18 protein-coding genes are annotated in these 21373 nt (G+C 69.8%); 10 read left to right on the top strand and 8 right to left on the bottom strand.

Going from position 1 to position 21373, the window contains the following annotated elements; all coding sequences use genetic code 11:
- The first annotated feature begins 258 nt into the window (after positions 1-258).
- Together ACQEV1_RS14790 and ACQEV1_RS14785 are read left to right on the top strand one after the other, a co-directional pair.
- Positions 259-1263 (top strand): carbohydrate kinase family protein, encoded by a 1005-nt coding sequence (locus tag ACQEV1_RS14790; RefSeq protein ID WP_433394369.1) that lies wholly within the window; start codon positions 259-261, stop codon positions 1261-1263.
- Positions 1260-2060, top strand: coding sequence for an HpcH/HpaI aldolase family protein (locus ACQEV1_RS14785; protein ID WP_285618054.1), 801 nt, complete (start codon positions 1260-1262; stop codon positions 2058-2060). The genes ACQEV1_RS14790 and ACQEV1_RS14785 overlap by 4 nt, the downstream gene beginning before the upstream one ends.
- Here ACQEV1_RS14785 and ACQEV1_RS14780 read toward each other — a convergent pair.
- Entirely contained in the window at positions 2041-3102 is a 1062-nt protein-coding gene (locus ACQEV1_RS14780) for an Lrp/AsnC family transcriptional regulator (protein WP_285618056.1), read from the bottom strand. The two genes, ACQEV1_RS14785 and ACQEV1_RS14780, sit on opposite strands and share 20 nt — an antisense overlap.
- Positions 3103-3333: 231 nt before the next feature.
- Between ACQEV1_RS14780 and ACQEV1_RS14775 the strand changes: the two genes are divergently transcribed.
- Both ACQEV1_RS14775 and ACQEV1_RS14770 read left to right on the top strand, forming a co-directional pair.
- The gene (locus tag ACQEV1_RS14775) at positions 3334-4773 is read left to right on the top strand and encodes an MFS transporter (RefSeq protein ID WP_285618058.1); all 1440 of its coding nucleotides are present in this window, start codon (positions 3334-3336) and stop codon (positions 4771-4773) included.
- Positions 4774-4797: 24 nt separating this feature from the next.
- Positions 4798-6129, top strand: a complete 1332-nt coding sequence (locus tag ACQEV1_RS14770) for a M20/M25/M40 family metallo-hydrolase (protein WP_285618061.1) — start codon at positions 4798-4800, stop codon at positions 6127-6129.
- A 73-nt stretch (positions 6130-6202) separates the two neighbouring features.
- Here ACQEV1_RS14770 and ACQEV1_RS14765 read toward each other — a convergent pair whose 3' ends face one another.
- The 4 genes from ACQEV1_RS14765 to ACQEV1_RS14750 all read right to left on the bottom strand — a co-directional run bounded on the left by ACQEV1_RS14765 (position 6203) and on the right by ACQEV1_RS14750 (position 10950).
- A complete protein-coding gene (locus ACQEV1_RS14765; protein WP_285618062.1) occupies positions 6203-6964 on the bottom strand; it encodes an SDR family NAD(P)-dependent oxidoreductase in 762 nt (253 codons plus the stop codon).
- Complete coding sequence (gene ilvD / locus ACQEV1_RS14760; RefSeq protein ID WP_285618064.1) at positions 6961-8649, bottom strand: dihydroxy-acid dehydratase; 1689 nt, start codon at positions 8647-8649, stop codon at positions 6961-6963. The genes ACQEV1_RS14765 and ilvD overlap by 4 nt, the downstream gene beginning before the upstream one ends.
- On the bottom strand, positions 8609-9979 hold the full coding sequence (locus ACQEV1_RS14755) for a cation:proton antiporter (protein ID WP_285618066.1): 1371 nt from the start codon (positions 9977-9979) through the stop codon (positions 8609-8611). The genes ilvD and ACQEV1_RS14755 overlap by 41 nt, the downstream gene beginning before the upstream one ends.
- A gap of 68 nt (positions 9980-10047) precedes the next feature.
- A complete protein-coding gene (locus ACQEV1_RS14750) occupies positions 10048-10950 on the bottom strand; it encodes an adenosyl-fluoride synthase (protein WP_433394364.1) in 903 nt (300 codons plus the stop codon).
- A gap of 188 nt (positions 10951-11138) precedes the next feature.
- Here ACQEV1_RS14750 and ACQEV1_RS14745 point away from each other — a divergent pair, with 188 nt between their 5' ends.
- On the top strand, positions 11139-11951 hold the full coding sequence (locus ACQEV1_RS14745; protein WP_433394362.1) for a YmdB family metallophosphoesterase: 813 nt from the start codon (positions 11139-11141) through the stop codon (positions 11949-11951).
- 204 nt (positions 11952-12155) lie between these two features.
- Here ACQEV1_RS14745 and ACQEV1_RS14740 read toward each other — a convergent pair whose 3' ends face one another.
- Entirely contained in the window at positions 12156-12920 is a 765-nt protein-coding gene (locus tag ACQEV1_RS14740) for an NADPH-dependent F420 reductase (RefSeq protein WP_285618073.1), read from the bottom strand.
- A gap of 91 nt (positions 12921-13011) precedes the next feature.
- Here ACQEV1_RS14740 and ACQEV1_RS14735 point away from each other — a divergent pair, with 91 nt between their 5' ends.
- On the top strand, positions 13012-13827 hold the full coding sequence (locus ACQEV1_RS14735) for a LysR family transcriptional regulator (RefSeq protein WP_433394360.1): 816 nt from the start codon (positions 13012-13014) through the stop codon (positions 13825-13827).
- A gap of 107 nt (positions 13828-13934) precedes the next feature.
- Here ACQEV1_RS14735 and ACQEV1_RS14730 read toward each other — a convergent pair whose 3' ends face one another.
- Together ACQEV1_RS14730 and ACQEV1_RS14725 are read right to left on the bottom strand one after the other, a co-directional pair.
- Positions 13935-14432, bottom strand: coding sequence for a GNAT family N-acetyltransferase (locus tag ACQEV1_RS14730; RefSeq protein WP_285618077.1), 498 nt, complete (start codon positions 14430-14432; stop codon positions 13935-13937).
- Between the two features lie 60 nt (positions 14433-14492).
- Positions 14493-15116 (bottom strand): prepilin peptidase, encoded by a 624-nt coding sequence (locus tag ACQEV1_RS14725; protein WP_285618079.1) that lies wholly within the window; start codon positions 15114-15116, stop codon positions 14493-14495.
- Positions 15117-15223: 107 nt separating this feature from the next.
- Here ACQEV1_RS14725 and sppA point away from each other — a divergent pair, with 107 nt between their 5' ends.
- The 4 genes from sppA (at position 15224) to lanKC (ending at position 21365) form a co-directional block, all read left to right on the top strand.
- Complete coding sequence (gene sppA / locus ACQEV1_RS14720) at positions 15224-16927, top strand: signal peptide peptidase SppA (RefSeq protein ID WP_285618080.1); 1704 nt, start codon at positions 15224-15226, stop codon at positions 16925-16927.
- A 69-nt stretch (positions 16928-16996) separates the two neighbouring features.
- Entirely contained in the window at positions 16997-17482 is a 486-nt protein-coding gene (locus ACQEV1_RS14715) for a flavin reductase family protein (protein WP_285569841.1), read from the top strand.
- 209 nt (positions 17483-17691) lie between these two features.
- The gene (locus ACQEV1_RS14710; protein WP_433394356.1) at positions 17692-18417 is read left to right on the top strand and encodes a DUF6082 family protein; all 726 of its coding nucleotides are present in this window, start codon (positions 17692-17694) and stop codon (positions 18415-18417) included.
- Between the two features lie 392 nt (positions 18418-18809).
- Positions 18810-21365, top strand: a complete 2556-nt coding sequence (gene lanKC / locus ACQEV1_RS14705) for a class III lanthionine synthetase LanKC (protein ID WP_433394354.1) — start codon at positions 18810-18812, stop codon at positions 21363-21365.
- Positions 21366-21373: the final 8 nt, after the last annotated feature.

Here is a 21373-nt window from a genome sequence, read left to right as displayed (position 1 = left end):
CTCGAAAAGGTCGAACGCTCGGCGGCTTGCTTCGGCGCGCCGCTCAGTGTCAGCCGTCATCGCTGTTCAACGCCCTTTCCATTGGAGAATGACGAACAGCCACAGCCTATTCGGAGCGTCGTGACGTCAGGAATCCCACAAAGACGTATGACGAGTACCCGCAAAGGTGTAACGCCCGGTTCCACCATTGCGAGATTGTCCGCCCGCCGGGCCCCCGGTCATCCTTTCTGGGATGCCGGTACCCAAGGAGCGAGATTCGTGCGAGTCGTTATCACAGGTTCCATCGCGCTCGACCACCTGATGACCTTTCCCGGACGGTTCGCGGAGCATCTGATCGCCGACCACGCGGACGAGGTCTCGTTGTCCTTCCTCGCGGACGGGCTGACCGTCCGCCGCGGCGGTACCGGCGCGAACATCGCGCTCGGGCTGGCCCGGCTCGGGCACCGGCCGGTGCTCGCCGGCGCGGCCGGCCCGGACTTCGCCGACTACCGCGCCGACCTGGAGAACGAAGGGGTGGACAACGCGTTCGTCCGGATCTCGGCGGAGCAGTACACCGCGCGCTTCGTCTGCACGACGGACGCCGTCGGGAACCAGATCGGGACGTTCTACCCCGGCGCGATGAGCGAGGCCCGCGAGGTCTACCTGCGGCCGGTGGCCGAGCGGCTCGGCGGCGTCGACCTGGTGCTGATCGCCCCGGACGACCCGGACGCGATGCTGCGCCACACCGACGAGTGCCGCCGGGACGGATATCCGTTCGCCGCCGATCCCTCCCAGCAACTGGCGCGGATGGACGGTCCCGACATCCGGCAGCTCGTCGAGGGCGCCCGGTACCTGTTCACCAACGCCTACGAACGCGTGCTGCTGTGCCAGAAGACCGGCTGGTCCGAGCAGGAGGTGCTGGCGCGCGTCGGGCAGTGGATCACCACGCGGGGACGGGACGGCGTCTCGATCGACGGCTCGGAGCGGCCGCGGATCGACGTGCCGGCCGTCCGTACCGATGACGAGGTGGATCCGACCGGCGTCGGCGACGGTTTCCGTGCCGGTTTCGTGTCCGGCATCGCGTGGGGCCTGCGGCCCGAGCGGGCGGCCGAGATCGGCTGCGCCCTCGCCACGCTGGTGCTCGGGGTGGCCGGGCCGCAGGGCTACGAGCTCGAGCCCGACCGGTTCACCGCCATGCTGACCTCGGCGTACGGCGCGGACAGCGCCGACGAGATCGGGCCCCTTCTCCGGGCGGCCGTGCGCGAGGCCGGTGCGGTCCGGTGACCGACCCGCGGTCGCTGCGGTCCCTGCTCGCGGAGGGACGGCGGCTCCTCGGCACGTTCAGCATCATCCCGTCGCCCGACGTCGTCGAGATCATCGCGGTGAGCGGCCTGGACTTCGTGATCATCGACATGGAGCACGGACCGTTCGGGCTGGAGACGGTCCGCGCCGGGCTGCTGGCCGCGCGGGCGCACGGCCTGCGGACCGTGGTCCGGGTGAGGACGGCGGAGGCGGCGCTGGTCGGGGCGGCGCTGGACGTCGGCGCGGACGGCGTGCTGGTCCCGCAGGTCGGCTCGGCCGACGCCGCGCGGGCCGTGGTCGAGGCGGCCAGGTTCGCGCCGGACGGCACGCGTGGCGCCAACCCCTTCGTCCGCGCCGCCCGGTACGGCGCCACGGCGGACTGGTTCGCCGGCGCGAACCGGGACGTCGCGGTGATGGTGATGATCGAGGGGGCGGAGGGGATCGCGGCGATGCCCGAGATCCTCGAGGTCACCGGCCTCGACGGCGTCTTCCTCGGGCCGGTGGACATGTCGCACTCCCTCGGCGTGCCGGGACAGATCGATCATCCGAGTGTCCGCGACGCCCTCGAGAAGGCGGCCGCCGCGGCGGCCGCGCGGAACATGGCCACCGCGGTGTTCGCGCCCGACGAGGCCCATGCCCGCGCGTGGTGGGAGCTGGGGATCCAGCTCGTCGCGTGCGGCGTGGACGCGCAGCTGATGCGGGAGCGCCTGGTCCGGCTCGCCGAGGCGGCCGGTCCACCGGCGGTGAGCGAGAGGTCGCTCACCACTGGTGGAGTGTGAGCCGAGGCTCCCGGGCCGGCGGCGTGGGGTCGCGCCAGATGTCGAGCGGCACCGCGCGTGCGGCGCGTCCGTCGTCGCGCAGCACCCGGCCCATCAGCTTCACGTGCCGTAGCGTCAGGGTGCGTTCGGCGACGACGAGGTTCGGCACGGCCGCCGCGATCTCCATCTCCAGCGGCTGAAGCTCCTCGACGGACCGCAGCCACACCGTCACCGCCAGGTCGCTGTGGCCGACCACGGCCGCGCACATCCGGGTCTGCGGCAGACGGGCGAGATGCGCCGCGGCCTCCGCCAGGGAGTGGTGCGGCACGTCGATCCACAGGGTCGCCGCGACGGGACGGCCGGAGATCGCGCGGGATATCTCGCACCGCAGCGTCAGCGCGCCGCTGTCGAGCAGACGGTGCAGCCGGCGGCGTACTGTGCTCGGGCTCGCGCCGGTGACGGTGGCCAGTTCCTCGTACGACGCGCGGCCGTCACGGCTGAGCGCCACCGCCAGCCGGCGGTCCGTGGGGCGTAGCTCGGCGGAGCCGGTCCGGGCCGGCGACCCGCTCTGCAGGCGGCGCCGCTGCGCGGGGGAAAGCGACTCTAATCGCCAGTGGCTGCCCTCGACGAACATCTCGCTGGCCACCGAGGTGCGGCTGGACACCACACCGGGCAGCGCGTTCAGCCGGCGCAGCAGGTAGTGGGAGAGCGTGGGCAGGTCCGGGGTCCAGACGGTGACGAGTAGATCGCAGGTGCCGACCGTGTGGGCGACGGTCACGGCCTGCGGGTCGTCGGCGAGCGCCGCCGCCACGTCGTGCACCCGGTCGGCGGTGCAGTGCACCGCGACGAGGGCGAACGACATGCTCCGCATGAGCGACGGAGCCCCGTACGCGGTGACCCAGGCCAGTCCCTCCGTGCTTAACCGCTCCCAGTGCCGCGCGGCGGTGACCGGGTTGACCTCGAGCACCTCGCCGATCAGCCGCCAGGGCGCGCGCGGCGCGATCTGCAGCGCGTTGACCAGAGCGAGGTCGAGCTCCCTCAGTTCGTTGCCGGTTTCGTGCACTGAGCGTCCCGCCGTCGTCGGATAACTGCAATGTCGGGGAATGAGGCAGTTGTTGCAGCATTATGGCATCGGTCCTTTTCTCGGGGGAAGGGGAAGACGCCGGTGCGCACTATGGCTGACAGTGCGCGTTCCTCACCCGAACGCACTTCCGGCTGAATCCCCAACATCTCGGGCAACCGAGTTAGTCCGTAACGATTGGGTCCCAACCTTGGAATGGACGGGAGTTCGCACATGACAGCCGAATATCCACCAGGGATTCCCGACGACGCGTCGCCAGTCCGCGGAAGCATCGCGGCTCGCCTCAACCGGCTCCCGATTGGGCGCGTCCACAAGCTCGCGGTCATCTTCGTCGGCCTCGGGCTCTTCTTCGACACTTACGAGGTCTTCCTCGCCGGGACGCTCTCGGCGGTCCTGAAGACCCAGTTCGGGCTGTCCCCCGACACGCTCAAGGCCGTCCTGGCCAGCGCCTTCGTCGGCCAGTTCCTCGGCGCGATCTTCTTCGGGCGCCTCGCCGACCGGCTCGGCCGCCGGCAGGCGTTCGTCCTGAACCTGGCGATCTACTCGGTGTTCTCGCTGATCGGCGGCCTTGCGCCGAACGCGACGGTCCTCGTCATCGCCCGCTTCATCGCGGGTCTCGGCCTCGGCGCCGAACTCGCCCTCGCCGACGCCTACCTGTCCGACCTCCTGCCGCCCAAGTTCCGCGGCCGCTATCTCGCGTGGGCGTACACGACCGCGTTCCTCGGCATTCCCGCCGCCGGCTTCCTGGCCCGGTGGCTCGTTCCACTCAAGCCACTCGGCGTCTCCGGCTGGCGGTGGATGTTCTTCATCGGCGCGCTCGGCGCCCTGCTCGTCTGGGTGCTGCGGCGCGCGCTTCCCGAGTCGCCGCGCTGGCTGGAGTCGGTGGGCCGGACCGAGGAGGCCGACCGGATCGTCACCTCCTGGGAGGATGACGCGCGCCGCTCGGGCGCCGACCTTCCCCCACCGCAGCAGGACGAGGTCACCGTCTCGCAGGACCGCCTGCCCGTACGGGTCCTGTTCAGCCGCAGGTTCGCCCGCCGCACCTTCATGCAGTGGACGATCAACGGGCTGGAGGTCTTCGGCTACTACGGCTTCGGCAGCCTGGCGCCCCTGGTGCTCCTGTCCAAGGGGTACTCGGTGGTCAGTTCGCTGACCTTCCTCGCGTTCACCTACATCGGCTACCCCGTCGGCTCGGCGCTGTCCCTGCCGATCATCGAACGGCTGGAGCGCAAGGTCCTGATCGCGGCCGGCGCCGCGGGCATGGCGATCACGGGCCTGCTGTTCGGCTACGCCCCCTCGGCCTTCTGGATCGTGCTCTGGGGCTTCCTGTTCACGGTGATCAGCAACATCTTCTCCAACGCCTTCCACGTCTACCTCGGCGAGATCTACCCGACCGCGGTACGCGCCACGGCCGCCGGAGCGGCGTACTCGATCAGCCGGCTCGTCACCGCGCTGCTGCCGTACATCCTGATCCCGGTCCTCGACCACTGGGGCGGCTCCGCGGTCTTCACGGTGGTCGCCATCGCCCTCGGGCTCCTCATCATCGACGTACTCGCGCTCGGGCCAAGGACCACCGGGCTGGCCGTCGAGGCCACTGAGCAGCCCGACGCCGCCGAACCGCTCGAACCACGCCCCTCACAAGCCGCCGGCTGAACCCGCGACGACGAAGGGAGACACATGGTCTCGCAAGCCTCCGGAACGCCCCTCGGGGACGCCGCCGCGGAGGACGCGGTCACGATCTGCCGTGACCTGCTGCGATTCGACACCACCAATTACGGCGACGGTTCCGGTCCGGGAGAACGCCTGGCGGCGGAGTACATCGCCGGCGTGCTCGCGGACGCGGGACTCGAACCGGAGATCATCGAGCCGACGCCGGGCCGTACGAACGTGGTCGCCGTCTGGCCCGGCGCGAATCCGGACCGGCCACGGCTCCTGGTCCACGGCCACACCGACGTGGTCCCCGCCGACGCCGCGGACTGGCGGTACCCGCCGTTCTCCGGGGAGATCGCCGACGGGTGCGTGTGGGGCCGCGGCGCGGTCGACATGAAGAACCTTCTCGCCATGGTCCTGGCGGTCGTACGCGAGCGGCGGCGCGAGTCTCGTCCCCCGGCACGCGATGTGGTCCTGGCGTTCGTGGCCGACGAGGAGACCGGCGGCCATCACGGTGCGGGCTGGCTCTGCCAGAACCGCCCCGAGCTGTTCGAAGGATGCACGGAGGCGATCAGCGAGGTCGGCGGCTTCTCCGTGACGCTGCCGACCGGACGCCGGCTCTACCTCGTGGAGACCGCCCAGAAGGGCATCGCCTGGTACCGCCTGACGGCCGACGGCGTCGCCGGGCACGGCTCGATGCTGAACGACGAGAACAGCGTGATCGAGCTCGCCGAGGCGGTCGCCCGGATCGGCCGGCACCGGTTCCCGCAGCGGATCCGGCCGGCGTTGCGGGACTTCCTGACGGAGCTGGCCGCCGAGCTGGGCGAACCGCTCGACCTGGAGAACCCCGCTCCGCTGCTCAAGGCCCTCGGGCCGGTCGAGCGCATCGTCGGGGGGACCTTCCGCGACATGGCGACTCCGACTGTGCTCAGGGCCGGGATGAAGACCAACGTCATCCCGGGTCAGGCGCACGCGGAGATCGACTGTCGCTACCTGCCGGGTTCGGAGGAGACCTTCCTCTCCGAGCTCGACACCCTTCTCGGTCCCCACGTGCGGCGCGAGGAACTGCACTACGACATCGCGGTCGAGACCGACTTCACCGGGCCGGTCACCGACGCGATGCGCGCCAGCCTGGAGGCGGAGGATCCCGACGGCCGGGCCGTGCCCTACCTGCTGTCGGCGGGCACGGACGCGAAGCACTTCAGCCGGCTGGGCATCGCCTGCTTCGGCTTCGTGCCGCTTCGGCTCCCTCCGGACTTCGACTACCCCGGCGTCTTCCACGGGGTGGACGAACGCGTTCCGACCGAGAGCCTGCGGTTCGGGGCGCGCGTGCTGGACCGGTTCTTCGACCTCTGCTGAGCGGGGCACGGTCGTGGTGGGGCCGGGGCGCGACGTGGCGCCCCGGCCCCACTACCCCCACCGCCTCACAGCGTCACTGCGCGAGGTAGCCGCCGTCGACCGGCAGGATCGCGCCCGTGATGAAGGAGGCCTCCGGGGAGGCGAGGAAGGCGATCGCCGCCGCGACCTCCTCGGGCTCGCCGAGACGGCCCATCGGGTGCATCCGCTCGATCGCGGCCAGATACTCCGTGCCGCCCGGTTCGTCCGGGAGGCGTCGCACCCGTTCGGTCCGGATCGTGCCCGGAGCGACGGCGTTCACCCGGATCCCGCTGTCGGCCCACTCGACGGCCAGATGCATCGTCAGACCCGTCGCGACGAACTTCGCGGGCCCGTACGTCGCCTGGCTCTTCTGCCCGGCCATCCCGGAGATCGACGAGAGGCAGACGATCGCGCCGCCGCCGTCCCCGGCCATCTGCTCGATCGCGTACTTGCAGGTGAGGAACATCCCGCGGCCGTCCACGGCCATGACCTCGTCCCAGTCCTCCGGTTTGGCCTCGGCGATGTCCAGCAGCGGGATCATGCCCGCGTTCGCCACGAGGACGTCGAGGCCGCCGAACGTGTCGACCGCCGACTCGACCATCCGCCGGGCGTCCTCGGCCTGGGACACGTCGCCGACGACGATGTTCGCGACGCCGCCCGCCTCGGTCAGCTCCGCGTGCAACCGCGTCAGCCCGGCCTCGTCGATGTCGGCGAGGGTCACCTTCGCGCCCACCCGGCAGAACAGCGTGGCGGTGGCCCGGCCGATGCCGTTGGCCGCCCCCGTCACCAGGCAGGACAGTCCGGCGAGAGAGTTCACGACCGGCTCCCTTCATCGGGCGGGGTGGTGACGGCGCCGAGCGCCGCCGATCCCACGAGCCCCGCGTACTTGCCCATCACTCCGCCCGTGTAGCGGACCGGCGGTTCCTTCCACGCGGATCGCCGCGCGTCGAGCGTCGCGCGGTCGACCGCCAGGTCCACGCGGCGGGCCGCGACGTCGATCGTGATCACGTCGCCGTCCTCCACGAGCGCGATCGGGCCGCCGAGCGCCGCCTCCGGCGCCACGTGCCCCGCCATCAGGCCGCGAGTCGCCCCGGAGAACCGGCCGTCGGTGAGCAGGGCGACGTCGCCGCCGAGCCCGCGCCCGACCAGCGCCGCGGTGACCCCGAGCATCTCCCGCATCCCGGGGCCGCCTCGTGGTCCCTCGTACCGGATCACCACGACGTCACCGGCCTTGATGTCGCCGGCCTGCGCCGCGGCCATCGCGGACTCCTCGTTGTCGAACACGCGGGCCGGGCCGCGGTGGAACAGGTGCTCGCAGCCGGCCGTCTTCACGACGCAGCCCTCCGGAGCCAGCTCGCCGTGCAGTATGGCCAGGCCACCCGTCGCGGACAGCGGCTCGGCGGCCGTCACGACGACCTCCTGCCCGGGAGTCTCGGCGGCCTCCGCCGCCTCCTCGCCGATGGACCGGCCCGTCACGGTGAGCGCCGCGCCGTCGAGCAGGCCCGCCTCGAGCAGTCGCCGCGCCACCAGCCTGCTCCCGCCCGCCCGGTCGAGGTCGACGGCGGTGAACCGCCCGTGCGGCATCATGTCCGCGACGATCGGCGTCCGCTCGCTGATGGTGTGGAACGCCTCCAGGTCCAGCGGGACACCCGCCTCACGCGCGATCGCCAGCAGGTGCAGCACCAGGTTGGTCGAGCCGCCCGTCGCGACGCCGGCCGCGATGGAGTTCTCGAAGGACGCGCGGCTGAGGAGCCCGCTGGGCGAAAGGCCGGCCTCCAGCAGCCGCATCGCCTGGCGGCCCGCCTCGACCGCGGTCTCCTCACGGGCCCCGCTCACCGCCGGAGGGCCGGCGGAACCCAGCGGCGACAGGCCCAGGAACTCCAGTGCCATCGCCATCGTGTTCGCGGTGTACTGCCCGCCGCACGCGCCCGCCCCGGGGCACGCGCTGCGCTCCAGCTCCAGCAGTTCGTCGTCGCTCATCCGCCCGGCGGCGTTCGCGCCGACCGCCTCGAAGACACTGGCGATCGTGACGCTCCGCCCCTGGAAGGAGCCCGGCATGATCGACCCGGAGTAGAGCACCAGGCCGGGGATGTCGAGCCGTGCGTGCGCCATGGCCGCGGCGGGGATCGTCTTGTCGCATCCGACGATCGTGACCAGCGCGTCGAACATGTGACCGCGCGCCACCAGCTCGATCGAGTCGGCGATCACCTCCCGGCTGACCAGCGACGTCTTCATCCCCTCCGTGCCCATCGTGACAACGTCGGAGATCGCGATCGTGTTGAGCTCCATCGGGGTTCCGCCGGCCTCGCGGACGCCCTGCTTGACCAGTTCGGCGATACGGCGATGCGTGTAGTTGCACGGCATCGTCTCGACCCAGGAATGGGCTACTCCGACCACCGGCTTGCGCAGATCGTCGGTGGAATAACCGATCCCCCGCAGAAACGCTCTCGTCGGGGCTCGATCACGGCCTTCGAACAGCCTCCGACTCCGTAGACCAGACATCCTCGCCTTCCATTTCGTTGCGATCGTCCGTGCGCCGGACGAGTTTCCGGTCAAGCCAGATTCCGGCGGCCTGGGACGTAAGAATCGATAGGAGTACCAAAACCGTGAAGAATTCCTCGTTGATGATTCCGGCGGTGAACGTGACGGTGGCCAGGACGATTCCCGGGCCTCCCCTGGCGTTCATCGCGACCGCCAGGTTCGTCGCCGACCGGTTGTCCTCTCCCGCCAGCCGCGCCCCCACCCACACGCCCGCCAGTTTCACCGCACACGCCACCACGATGAACCACACGAAGAAGAGAACCGGGAAGTGGTGCAGAAGGTCGAGTTGCAGGCCCACGATCGCGAAATAGACGGGCACGAACAGGGCGAGAGAGAAATGTTTTACGGTCTGCGAGACATCGCCGGACGCCGCACCGGCGCCGGGTGCCGGATCCGCGCCGTCGGCCGCCCCGGTGACGCTCACCCCCGCCATGAGCGCGCCGAACACCGCGTTGATACCCAGCGCGATGCAGCACAACACCGCGACGAACAGGAACACGATCCGCAGCGCCGTCGGGTTCCGGCGCTCCAGCGCGCCCAGCCGGCGCGTCGTCAGCAGGCGGAAGAGACGCCTGCCGAAGATCAGGAAGAGCAGCAGGAACAGCAGCGAGACGGCGACGTAGTAGACCGAGGTCAGCGGCACCGACTTGACGCCCGTGAGGTCCCACAGCCCGAAGGCGTCACCCGAGTGCGCCTGGACCAGGCCGAGGACGACGGCCAGCATGACGTACAGCGCCAGGTCCTCCAGCACCGCGACGGACAGCACGATCCGGGCGAACGGCGTACCGAGGATCCCCAGGTCGAGCATGATCCGAGAGATCACCGGAATGCTCGTCACGGCGATCCCGATGCCGAAGACCAGCGCGAACGAGGTGGCCGACCCCTTGGGGCCGGACAGGCTCGCGGGATCCACGAGCTGCTGGAGGAGCAGCCCGGCCCCGAACGGAAGGACCAGCCCGAACACCGTGATGCCGACGACGGTCCGGTTCTCCGCCGCCGACCCGGCCGACTGCAACTCGGTTCCGGCGAGGAACATCAAGAAGATGAGGCCGAGCTGGTAGAACCCGCCCAGCACCGACGCGGTCGGCCCGGACGCCGGGAACAGCGAGTCCTTGACTCCGGGCGCGAACGCACCCAGGACGGTCGGCCCGAGCAGCAGCCCTCCGAGGATCTCACCGATCACGGGCGGCTGCCGCAGGGCGCCGAAGAGGTGGCCGAAGAGATGCGCCATCAGGATGAGAAGCGTTAACGCGATCAGGATGTGCGCGACATCCGCCAGATGGAGGGACATGGTGCCTTCCGATCAGGAGCCCGGCCCGCGGCGCCGATGGTGCCGCGAGCCGGGACCGGGACCGTCGGTCAGGCCTTGACGACGCGGACCGACATGCCTTCCTTGAGGTTGTACGGGTAGGCCAGGCTCGCGGCGTTCCGGGCGACCGCCAGGAAGCCACGGCTGTTGAGGTAGGCCACCGGCTCGCCGATCTCGCCGGCGTCGGCGAAGGTGGGCGACAGCGGCAGCTCGAACGGCAGCACGCCGTCCAGCGTGATCTTCAGCGGGGTGCCGTACGAGACGCCCAGCTTCTCCAGGTCACGACGGTGCACGTTGGTCCACACGTTGCCGAACGGGTGGTCGATCGCGGAGACGACACCGTTGAGGGCGCCCTCGCCGGCGGGCACCGCGACCTTGGTCTCGAACCGCACGATCTCGTCGTCGGAGAGCTTGCGGCCGACCTTCTCCAGCGGGTAGCCGGCGGCCAGGTGCGCGGACGGGACGGCCACCATCTCACGGCTGTAGAACGTCGGCTCGGGGTTCTCGGGGATCACGTCGGTCGAGCTGACCTCGTACGCCTCCAGGTAGCCGTGCTCCTCGATCACCCGGGTGAGCAGGCCGTTGTTGGGCGCGATGTAGATGTAGGAGCCGTCCGCCCGCTCGAAGCCCTTGCCGGAGCCGGCCAGCTGCCCGCGCGCACCGCCCGGCGAGGCGTGCTTGAGCCGGATCGCGACCGACCTGGTCGTGGTGCCCGTCGCCGGGTACGTCGTGGTGGCGAACACGGTGCCCTCGGGGAAGAAGCGGGGCAGGTCGACGATGTACCGCGCGCCCTCGACCACGTCCCACGGCGTCATCGAGTGGCACACGTCCACGATGGTCACGTCGGGGCAGATGCTCAGCATGAGGCCCTTGCACTGCGCGACCGAGTCATCGGTCGTCCCGAGGTCGCTCATGAACGCGATGATCGGCCGTCGGGAATTGTTCTCTGGCATGCGTTCCTCCACTTTTCCGTGCGGACTTGATTCGCATCATAAGTACCGCGCTAAGGCGGGTTGAAGTGCCAATTCATAAGGCCGCATGATGTAGTCGGCATGCGCCGAAGGTCGTAGCCGCACTCATCGCTTGGGGCGATGCTCCCCCTGAACAGGCGCGCAAGGATTGCGGTCGCCACAAGTCGAGAGTGAATGCGAGGCCGGCCGTGAACATTCTGTTCTTCGGTGACGTCGTCGGAGACGTGGCAACAAATCAGATAATTGAAAATCTAGCTAAAATGCGCGAGCAGCACCAGGCGGACCTCGTCATTGTGAATGCCGAGAACTGCGCACCGTCCGGACTCGGGCAGACGACGAAACAGGTCGAGGCGCTGCTCGACGCCGGAGTGGACCTGATCACCGGCGGAAACCACTCGTGGGACAGCCCCGACTCGGTCGACGCGCTCGCGAATCCGAAGGTGATCCGCCCGCTCAACCTCTGCGAGGGCGTCCCCGGGCGCGGCATCGCCTGGCTGGAGCACGCGGGGCAGACCGTGACGGTGCTGAACCTCGCCGACGCGTGCGCGATGAAGAGCGTACGAGCGACCGCCGGCAAGTTCCGGCCGGCCTACACCGCCTGGCACGAGGCCGACCGGCGCGGCACGGTGATCGTCGACTACCACGGCGACCACGTGCTCGAGAAGCAGATCTTCGCCCGGGCGGTCGACGGTCAGGCCGCCGCGGTGCTGGGCACCCACACCCACGAGGCGACCAGTGCGCTGCACATCCTTCCCGGCGGCACCGCGCTGGTGTCCGACGTGGGGATGAACGGCCCGGACGGCGGCGTCCAGGGGTTCGCCTACGACGGCTTCGTCACGGGGCTCACGACGGTGGGCGATCCGTTCGCGCCGCCGCTGCCCGCCCCGCTCGACGGCCCGATCGTCATCGGCGCGGTGCTGCTGGAGATCGAGGGCGGCCGGACGACGCGCATCCGGCGCATCACGGAGTGGCCGTCGGCCTGACGGCTCTACCTCTCACCGTCCATGTGGCCGAGGTAGGAGTCCCAGAGCCACCGTGCAGGCCGGTGGCCGGGTCGGCCGCGCCGATCAGGAGGTCACCGAGGTGGTCGAGGCCGACATCGGCGCCGGCGGGCTGGGGCCGCGGGCACTGCGGTCATTCCATCTTCGGCAGCCGGACACCAACCGCGTCGGGCTGAGCCACCTCGGTCACTCGTACTGGCCGAGAAGTCGATGCAACCCCGCTGCGGCGCGGTTGAGCGCCACGATGTCCTCGAAGATCGACCCGCCCGGCTCCCAGGAGCCGATGATCGCCAGGACCGCCTCACGCCGCACCATCGCGGCGTCGTGATCGGCGAGCGCGAGCGCCTTCCGCAGCTGTTCGGCGTTCAGCTCGGTGCAGTAGGCCGGTGTCGACGCCTGCATGCGCCAGGTGTCCTCGACGGTACCCGCGTCGACCGGATCGAACCCGGTGTCGTCGACCAGGCCCATCACGAGCTGCTTGGCGGCAGGATCGGTTCCGGCGACGGGTACGGCGAGTCGGTCGGCGGCCCCCTTCGGCCTGCCCTTGGCCGCGAGTGTCGTCTGGACGAGCGAGTTCCACGCTCGGACGACCGGGCGACCGAGCTGCTGCTCGATCCAGACGCCTTCGGGCTTGCCGTCGTCGATCTCCTCGATGCGGCCGTCCCGGTGCGGGTAGTAGTTCGACGTGTCGGCGACGGGCACGTCGCCGGGCAGGCGGTCGATGATCGGCTTGAGGTCCGGCATGCGGCCGAACGGGATGGACGTGATGAGCACTTCGACGTCGCGGCCGACCTCGTCGAGGGTGGTCGCGACAGCTCCCGACTCCTCGGCCAGCTTGGTCATGCTTCCCGGCTCGCGCGTGTTCGCGACCTGCACGGCATGTCCAGCCGCGCTGAGCTTGAGCGTGAGACCGGCCCCGATGCTGCCGGTGCCGATGATGCCGATTCTCAAAGCACTGTCCCTTCTGTTCTATGGCAAGGGTGGCAACGGCGGGCAGCCGGGCGCGATGACGAAGAAGACACCGAGCATTACCCTGTGGGTCATGAAACGGATCGAGGTCCGTGAGCTCGAGTACTTCTTGGCCGTGGCCGACACGCTGCACTTCGCCCGCGCGGCCGAACGGCTCGGCATCGCTCCGCCTCCGCTGTCCCGGGCGATCGCACAGCTCGAACGGCGGCTGGGCACCACTCTGTTCGAGCGGACGAGCCGTCGCGTGGAACTGACAGCAGCCGGCCGCGTGTTCAGGACCGAGGCGCGCAACACCCTGCGCTCCCTCGACCGCGCGGTCCGCCGGACGCAGCAGGTCGGCCATGACGCGCTGCGCATCGCGACCGCGCCGGGAACGGGCTCGGGCCTGCTGCGCGAGATACTCCGCGACTACCTCGCCCGCTTCGGCCGCGACACCGTCGAACTCGTTTTCACCAGGGATCAGGCCTCCGCGGTCCGTGACGGCCGGGCCGACGTCGCGCTGGTCTGCTCCGCTGAGGACCTGACCGGGATGGACGTCCAAGACGTCACCACCGAACACCCGGTGGCGCTCGTTCCGATCGACCACCCCTTCGCGGCCCGGCGGACGCTGACCCCGGCCTGCCTGCTCCACGACCGGACCTACGCCGCCGAGCTCCCGCCCGTCGGCCTGGACGCCCTGATCGACCTGGTGGCCACCGGGCAACTGGTCGCGGTCGTCGGCGACAGCGTCATCGACCGGCTCGGACGGCATGTCGCCGCCGTACCGGTGACCGGACTTCCCCCAAGGAATGTCCTGCTGGCCTGGCCGGCCGACTCCCACGACCCTCGAGTCGCAAACCTGCTCGACCTGATCGGGCAGTTCCATGACCACAACAGGGCGGTTGGCTGATCGATGGACCGGCGACTTCCAGCACGGGCCGCCCTGGCGACGCCTGGTCGTGGCCACCGCGACCGAACTCCAGCGCTGGACCGGTGACCACCTGATCGCTGGACGCTCTAGAGCTCCAGCCGCCAGGTCTGCTCGACGAGGTCGTGCCCGAAGCTGTGGTGCGGCCCCTCCTTCACCAGCTCGAAGCCGGCCCGTTCGTAGATCCGGCGGGCCGCGGTGAGCACGTCGTTGGTCCACAGCGTCAGCTCGCGGTAGCCGGCCCGGCGGGCGAAGTCGACGCACTCCCCGACCAGGGCGGCGCCGATCCCCAGGCCACGCGCGGCGGGCTCGACCAGCAGCAGGCGCAGCCGGGCCTCCTGATCGGTCTCGCGCACGCAGAACACGCAGCCGACCGGCTCGCCGTCCAGCTCGGCGATCCACGCGCCGTCACCGGGCCCGCGCTCGTCGACGTAGTCGGCCACGATCCGGGCGACCAGGGCCTCGAAGGTCGCGTCCCACCCGTACTCGGCGGCGTACAGGGCTCCGTGTCGCTGGATCACCCAGCCGAAGTCGCCGGACGCCGGCGCGCGCAGCACGACGTGTCCGGCCGCCGGTGCGGTCTTCATGGGACGCCCCCCGATCATCTGACTACTCTGAGTGATCGACGATAGCCTAGGACGTCTGTCTCAGCTCAGCAGGATGCCCGCGAGGGCCCCGGCGAGCATGAACGGCCCGAACGGGATCTCGGTCTTCCGCGAACCCCGGCGCGTGATCAGCAGCGCCGCCGCGTACAGGCCGCCGAGCACGAATCCGGCGAGCACGCCAAGCCACCACGCCGCCAGGCCGAGCCAGCCGAGGTAGAGGCCGAGCACGCCGGACAGCTTGACGTCACCCCAGCCGATCGCCCCGGGCGCGAACAGGTGCTGCACGGCGTACAGGGCCCACAGCACCGCCAGCCCGACCAGGGCGTGCACCAGGCGTACGGGACGACCGTCGGTGAGCACCGCGACGCCCAGGAGCGCCGGTCCGATGAGGTAGGACGGCAGGGTGTACGGGTCGGGGAGCCGTTTGACCGCGACGTCGACGAAGGCCAGAAGCGCTCCGACGGCGGCGAGGTAGAGGAACGCGGGCAACTCGGCCCGCCCGCCGAGGCGCCAGGCCAGCAGCCCGAACGTCACCGCCATCGTGAGCGAGACACCCGGCCGCGCCCACCGCACCGGACGCTCGAAGTAGCGTTCGGCCAGCGGCGCGGCGAACCAGCCGGCGACCACTCCGCCGAGCGCGCACGACGGCACCAGCCAGATGTCCACGGACCCGCCTCCCCGTCACCGCCCGACCGGAGAATAGCGGCCCCGGCGGTGGAAGGCGGTTGGCCGAGTCCGGCTCGCGCGCGGCACGGCGCACATAGAGTTGCCTCATGGTGGATGCCGGATCAGTCGTTGACCTGCTCAAAGATGCCCGCGATCGGCGCAACGCCCCGCTGATCCTCGAACTGGACCTGACCGACGGGATCGTGGAGGGGCAGCCGGCCGACCCGGTGTCGGCCCTGCTCAGCATGCGCCGTACCCATCTGCGTGACGTCCTCGGAGGCCTGCGCCGGGCCCGTACGGACCCGCGGGTGCGTGCGCTCGTCGTTCGGATCGGGGGGCAGCGGCTCGGGCTGGCGATGGCCCAGGAGCTGCGCGACGCGGTCCGCGGGTTCCGTGACGCGGGCAAGCTCGCGGTGGCGTGGGCGGAGTCGTTCGGCGAGACCGGGCGCGGCACGGTCCCGTACTACCTGGCGACCGCGTTCGAGCGAATCTACCTGCAGCCGTCCGGCGATCTGGCGCTCACCGGCGTCGCGCTGGAGGAGCCGTTCTTCAACGAGGCGCTCGCCAAGATCGGCGTCACGCCGCGCTTCGCGAAGCGCCACGAGTACAAGACGGCCGCCAACACGTTCATGGAGCGCGCCTACACGCCCGAGCACAAGGAGATGTCCGGCCGGTTGGTCGCCTCGGCCGGCGAACAGGTGGTGGCGGGCGTCGCCGAGGGACGCGGGCTCTCTGAGGAGCGCGTGCGCGAACTGATCGACCACGCGCCGCTCCTGGGCGCCGAGGCGCTCGAGGCGGGGCTGGTCGACAAGCTGGCCTACCGCGACGAGGTGTACGCCGACGTGCGCGCGGCCGTGGGCGACGACGACGCGCGGCTGCGGTACGTCGCCCGGTACAACCGCGCCCAGGGGCTGGCCAAGCGGCTGCCGCGGCAGCGGCAGGACGCGGTGGCGCTGATCCAGGGCCAGGGTGCGATCCGGCTCGGCCGCAGCGGGCGCGGCGCCATGCCGGGCCAGGGTTCGTCCATGGGCTCGGACACGATCGCGACGGCCATCCGCGCGGCGGTGCGCGACGACAGGATCAAGGCGATCGTGTTCCGCGTCGACTCCCCCGGCGGCTCGTACGTCGCCTCCGACACGATCTGGCGGGAGATCGTGCTGGCCCGCAAGGCCGGCACGCCGGTGATCGTGTCGATGGGCAACGTGGCCGCGTCGGGCGGGTACTTCGTCGCGGCTCCCGCGACCGTGATCGTCGCCCAGCCGGGCACGCTCACCGGCTCCATCGGCGTGGTGTTCGGCAAACCCGTCGTCGGCGACCTGCTCGGCCGCCTCGGCATCGGCCTGGACAGCGTCGAGCAGGGCGCGCACGCGCGGATGTACGCGCCGACCCGCGACTTCACCGAGGAGGAGTGGGGCCGGGTCAACTCCTTCCTCGACCGCATCTACGACGACTTCGTCGGCAAGGTGGCCGAGGGCCGCGACCTGCCGCGTGAACGCGTCGACTCCCTGGCGCGGGGCCGCGTGTGGACCGGCGCGGACGCCCACGAGCGGGGGCTGGTGGACGAGCTCGGCGGTCTGGCGCGGGCGCTCGAACTGGCCCGCAAGAAGGCGGGTCTGGCGGTGGACGCTCCGGTGCGCCTGTACCCGCACGTGTCTCCGATCGACCGGCTGCGCCCGGCGGAGTCGAGCGAGGACCGCACCGCCGCCACCGCCCGCCTCGACGCGTGGGGCCCGCTGTCCGCCGTCGCGGCGCGCGTGGGCCTGCCGTCCGGGGGCCCGCTGATGCTGCCGGGCACCTGGGAGATCATGTGACGGTGTCCGGTCGCTGACGGCGCCGCGACATCGATTCCAGGCCGGGGCCGTGTGAACGGAGGACTCACCGTGGAGGAGGTCCCGTCGCGGGACTTCACCGACGCGCTCGCGACCTTCGCGACCGGCGTCGTGGTGGTGACCGTACGCGACGGGCGGGACGACATCGGCACCACGCTGACGGCGTTCTCGTCCGTGTCGCTCGACCCGCCGCTGGTCATGATCTCGGTGGCGAACGAGTCGTACCTCGCCGAGGTGCTGCACCGGTGCGATCGCTGGGCGATGACGGTGCTGTCGGCGGCGCAGCGGGCCATCGCCGGCCGGTTCGCGGCAGCCGGGCGCCCGAGCGCCCGGCTGCTCATCGCGAGCGTCCCCCATCACCGGGGACGGCTGTCCGAAGCCCTGATCATGGACGACGGCCTGGCCGCGCTCGAGTGCGAGACCCGGCAACGGGTGCCGGCCGGCGACCATGTGCTCTTCGTCGCCGAGGTCCTCTCGGTCGACCACATCGCCGCGGACCGGCCCCCGTTGATCCGCGTCAACCGCCGATACCGGTGATTGCGCGGGTAGACGGGCGCCCTCATTAGCACAGCCAGTGTCGGCTTCGGCTGATACCACCTCGCGGACCCAAGATGTCCGGTCATTTACGCGCACAGAAGACGGTTTCTGACGTCGACGACAGTGTGACGTAGGGCATATGCAACAGATCGTCCTAGAGATCTAGTTTTTACTTGCTATAGCAAGTCTGAAGGCTAGAAAAGGACGCTATGAAATACTCTAGAGTTATCACTCTGACGTCAATTATCAGCTGCCTCATACTCGCCTGCATCGCGTTTTCGCCCGCAGCACTGTCGGGCACTACCTCAAAGATGGAGCTTAATTGGTCGCGACTGGCGAATGTTGGCCAGACCTACGAAGGCATCGGAAGTCTGCTGACGATTTTTGCACTGACAGGCGTCGTAGCATCGCTGCTCATACAGGTGAGGGAGCACAGGGCCAGCAAGCTTCAGATTCTCAGATCCTACCACTTGGAGCTCATAAAGATATCTCTGACCGATCCCGCCTACCGACAAATATGGACCGGCCTGCCCAACGCATCGGATGAGACACTCAAAGAAACTGCATTCATTAATATGGTTCTCTGGCTCTGGGAATCTCGCTGGGACTTGGGAGACATGGACGAGGATTCGCTCAGGGCAGCACTCAGGATGGAACTTTTTCCCAGCGAAGCATCTCGCCGATTTTGGGAAACGTTCCGAAGCGGTCGCCCACTTACGAAAACAGCATCGAAACATCGAGAGAAGTTTCTTGACATTATCGACAGCGAGTATCAGAAGTCTGTCTCCGTCGGCCCTCCACAGATACCTTCAGCCGACAGAAAAAGGGCGGAAATGCTCAAAAAAAGAATCACATTGGCGTCAGTTCTACTCGGCACTGCCGCCTGTCTTGTAACCACAAAACGACTCACAGCTACCAGACGGCGTCGCCCATGAGACACCCACACAGGTTCAACGCACGGAGTAGAGCGTCCGCCCCAGCGCTGAAGCTCTGGGGCGCAGCTAGAGGCCACACGAGATCACGCCGGCGTTCCGCTCGACGCGCGATCGCCATATTCCCGTCATAAGACGAGCATGGCCTCGACACGGCGATGCTCCTAGATTTGGAACGTCCCAAATACCTCACAACTGCCCTATACAGGAAGAATGACCGTGACTCCTACTCTTACCTAGAGTGACTCACTTAGCACGATGGGATAAGTTCACGGGCCATTAGTGACACTTGTCCCTAGGTTTCCACCACCTCGGGCTGCAAGTCTCTCTTCTCGGAACGAACGGTCGCATCCGACGTTCGCCCCCTCCGGTGTCGAAGAGCAGAGGAAGCAGCGGTGGAAAAGCAGTACGAGGTGTATTGCCTGAAAGACAGGCTCTTCTATGACGTCCTCGACGGACAGGAGAGCCCGGCTTTCTCCATCGTCGACGAACCGCTCCCCGACGGCTGGCAGCGCGTGCCGCGCAGTGAATGGGTCGTTTACGTCCCGCCGGCCCAGGAGATCCCGGCGCAGGGCTGGAAGATCCACATCTCCGCGTCTCACGACAACGCCGCTGACGTGCTCATACGCGTCCGCGACCACTGCGTGCCCCGCGGTGTCTCCTTCAAGCACCTGCGCAGTGTGAACGTGCTGCTCATGCGCAATGCGAAATACTCTCCCCGGGGTGCCAGCGGAAAACTCGTCACCATCTACCCGCGCGACGAGGCGGAGCTCGCCACCCTTCTCACCGAACTCGGCGACATTCTCAAGGGACAGCCCGGACCGTACATTCTCAGCGACCTCCGCATTGGCGAAGGCCCGCTTTATGTCCGGTACGGCGGGTTCATCGAACGCCATTGTGAGGATGAGGACGGCCGGCTGGTGGCCGCGATCGAGGACGGCGAGGGACGCCTCGTTCCCGACCGTCGCAACCCGGTCTTCACCGTGCCGCCCTGGGTCACGCTGCCCGCCTGCCTCGTCCCGCACCTGGAGGCGCGCAACGCCGTCACCATGACCGACGTCCCGTACGAGGTCAAAGAGGCGCTCCACTTCTCCAATGGCGGCGGCGTGTACGCCGGCGAGGACACCAGGACGGGCCGGAGGGTGGTGCTCAAAGAGGGCCGGCCGCATGCCGGGCTCGCGGCCGACGGCGCCGACGCCGTCACGCGGGTCAGGCGCGAGCACGACATCCTCCGGCTCCTCGCCGGCATCGACGGGGTGCCCGCGGCCCTGGACTACTTCGTGGTCGGCGAACACCACTTCCTCGTCGAGGAGTTCGTCGAGGGCCGTCCGCTGAACGGCTTCTTCGCCGAGCGGCATCCTCTCCTGGACCCGGAGCCGGCCCCGGAGGACCTCGCGGCGTACACCGAATGGGCGATGAAGATCTACGCGGGCACCGAACGGATCATCCGGAAGGTGCACGCGCGCGGGGTCGCCTTCAACGACCTGCACATGTTCAACATCATGGTGGGGCCCGACGACACGGTGTCCCTGATCGACTTCGAGGCGGCGGCCCCCGCGGCCGAGCAGCGCCGGCAGACGCTCGCCAACCCCGGCTTCCTGGCGCCGCCCGACCGGCGCGGCACGGACATCGACCTGTACAGCCTCGCCTGCCTGAAGATCGCGCTCTTCATGCCGACCACGAACCTGTTCATGCTCGACCTGGCCAAGGCGGCCCACCTGGCCGAGGTGATCGCCGAGTGGTTCCCCGTCCCCGAGGGGTACCTCCAGCAGGCGGTCGACGAGATCAACCGGGGCGAACCGGGCCGGCGTCCGATCCCCCGGTTCGCCCCGGAGCCAGCCGGCTGGCGAGACGCGCGCGGCGCGCTCGGCACCGCGATCCTCGCCAGCGCGACGCCGGGCCGCGACGACCGGCTGTTCCCCGGCGACATCCAGCAGTTCGGCAGCGGCGGGCTCGGCCTGGCGTACGGCGCGGCCGGGGTCCTGTACGCCCTGGACGTCACCGGCTGCGAGGTATCGCCGCGGCATGTGGAGTGGCTCGCCGACCACGCGACGGATCCGCCGCGCGGCACCGGTCTGGGCCTGTACGACGGGCTGCACGGCGCCGCGTACGGTCTGGCCCACCTCGGGCAGCTCGGCGCCGCGGCCCGGGTCGCCGACATCTGCCTCGGCGACCGCTGGGAGAAGCTCGGCGTCGACCTGCACGGCGGCCTGTCCGGCATCGCCCTCAACCTGGACCACCTGGCCGACGTGCTGGCCTCGCCGACACTGCGTGAGGCGGCGGACCGCGCGACCCGGCTCGTCGCGGACCACGTCGAGACCGCCGACGCCACGCCGGCCCGGCCGGGGCTGATGCGCGGCCTGTCCGGCCCGGCCCTGATGCTGATCCGGCGGTACGAGCGCACGGGCGAGACCCACCTGCTCGATCTCGCGGCCCGCGCCATCGGGCTCGACCTCGACGGGTGCACGACCGACAAGAACGGCGCGCTGCACGTCCAGGACGGCAACCGCGTCCTGCCCTACCTCGCGCGGGGCAGCGTCGGGATCGGCATGGTCATCGACGACTACCTCGCCCACCGCGAGGACCAGCGGTTCCGCGAGGCCTCGGCCCGGATCCGCACGGCCGCGCTGACGCGCTACTACGCGCAGTCGGGGCTGTTCAGCGGGCGCGCCGGGATGCTCCTGCACCTCGCGCGCCGGCGGGACACGCGGGCCGCCACGCACGTACGCGACCTGGCGTGGCACGCGCTCTCGTACGGCGGCGGACTGTCCTTCCCCGGCGAGAACCTGCTGCGGATGTCGATGGACCTGGGCACCGGCACGGCGGGCGTGCTGCTGGCGATGGGCGCCGCGCTGCACGACCGGCCGGTCCACCTGCCCTTCCTCGGGGAACCCAAGCCTCCCGCGAGAACCCTCGCGGGGACCGCGATCACGCAACCGGCGAGGGGGTGACACGACAA

Source organism: Actinoallomurus sp. CA-142502, from assembly GCF_050936355.1.
GTDB lineage: Bacteria > Actinomycetota > Actinomycetes > Streptosporangiales > Streptosporangiaceae > Actinoallomurus > Actinoallomurus iriomotensis.
Note: the sequence above shows the minus strand (reverse complement) of the source record. Positions and strands in the feature narration are given on the sequence as shown.

What these genes read in the sequence shown, in the direction of transcription:
- ACQEV1_RS14775 (WP_285618058.1), top strand. Translation starts at nt 3,334, where the DNA reads ATGACAGCCGAATATCCACCAGGGATTCCCGACGACGCGTCGCCAGTC.
- ACQEV1_RS14770 (WP_285618061.1), top strand. Translation starts at nt 4,798, where the DNA reads ATGGTCTCGCAAGCCTCCGGAACGCCCCTCGGGGACGCCGCCGCGGAG.
- ilvD (WP_285618064.1), bottom strand. Translation starts at nt 8,649, where the DNA reads ATGTCTGGTCTACGGAGTCGGAGGCTGTTCGAAGGCCGTGATCGAGCC.
- ACQEV1_RS14755 (WP_285618066.1), bottom strand. Translation starts at nt 9,979, where the DNA reads ATGTCCCTCCATCTGGCGGATGTCGCGCACATCCTGATCGCGTTAACG.
- ACQEV1_RS14750 (WP_433394364.1), bottom strand. Translation starts at nt 10,950, where the DNA reads ATGCCAGAGAACAATTCCCGACGGCCGATCATCGCGTTCATGAGCGAC.
- ACQEV1_RS14735 (WP_433394360.1), top strand. Translation starts at nt 13,012, where the DNA reads ATGAAACGGATCGAGGTCCGTGAGCTCGAGTACTTCTTGGCCGTGGCC.
- ACQEV1_RS14730 (WP_285618077.1), bottom strand. Translation starts at nt 14,432, where the DNA reads ATGAAGACCGCACCGGCGGCCGGACACGTCGTGCTGCGCGCGCCGGCG.
- sppA (WP_285618080.1), top strand. Translation starts at nt 15,224, where the DNA reads ATGGTGGATGCCGGATCAGTCGTTGACCTGCTCAAAGATGCCCGCGAT.
- ACQEV1_RS14710 (WP_433394356.1), top strand. Translation starts at nt 17,692, where the DNA reads ATGAAATACTCTAGAGTTATCACTCTGACGTCAATTATCAGCTGCCTC.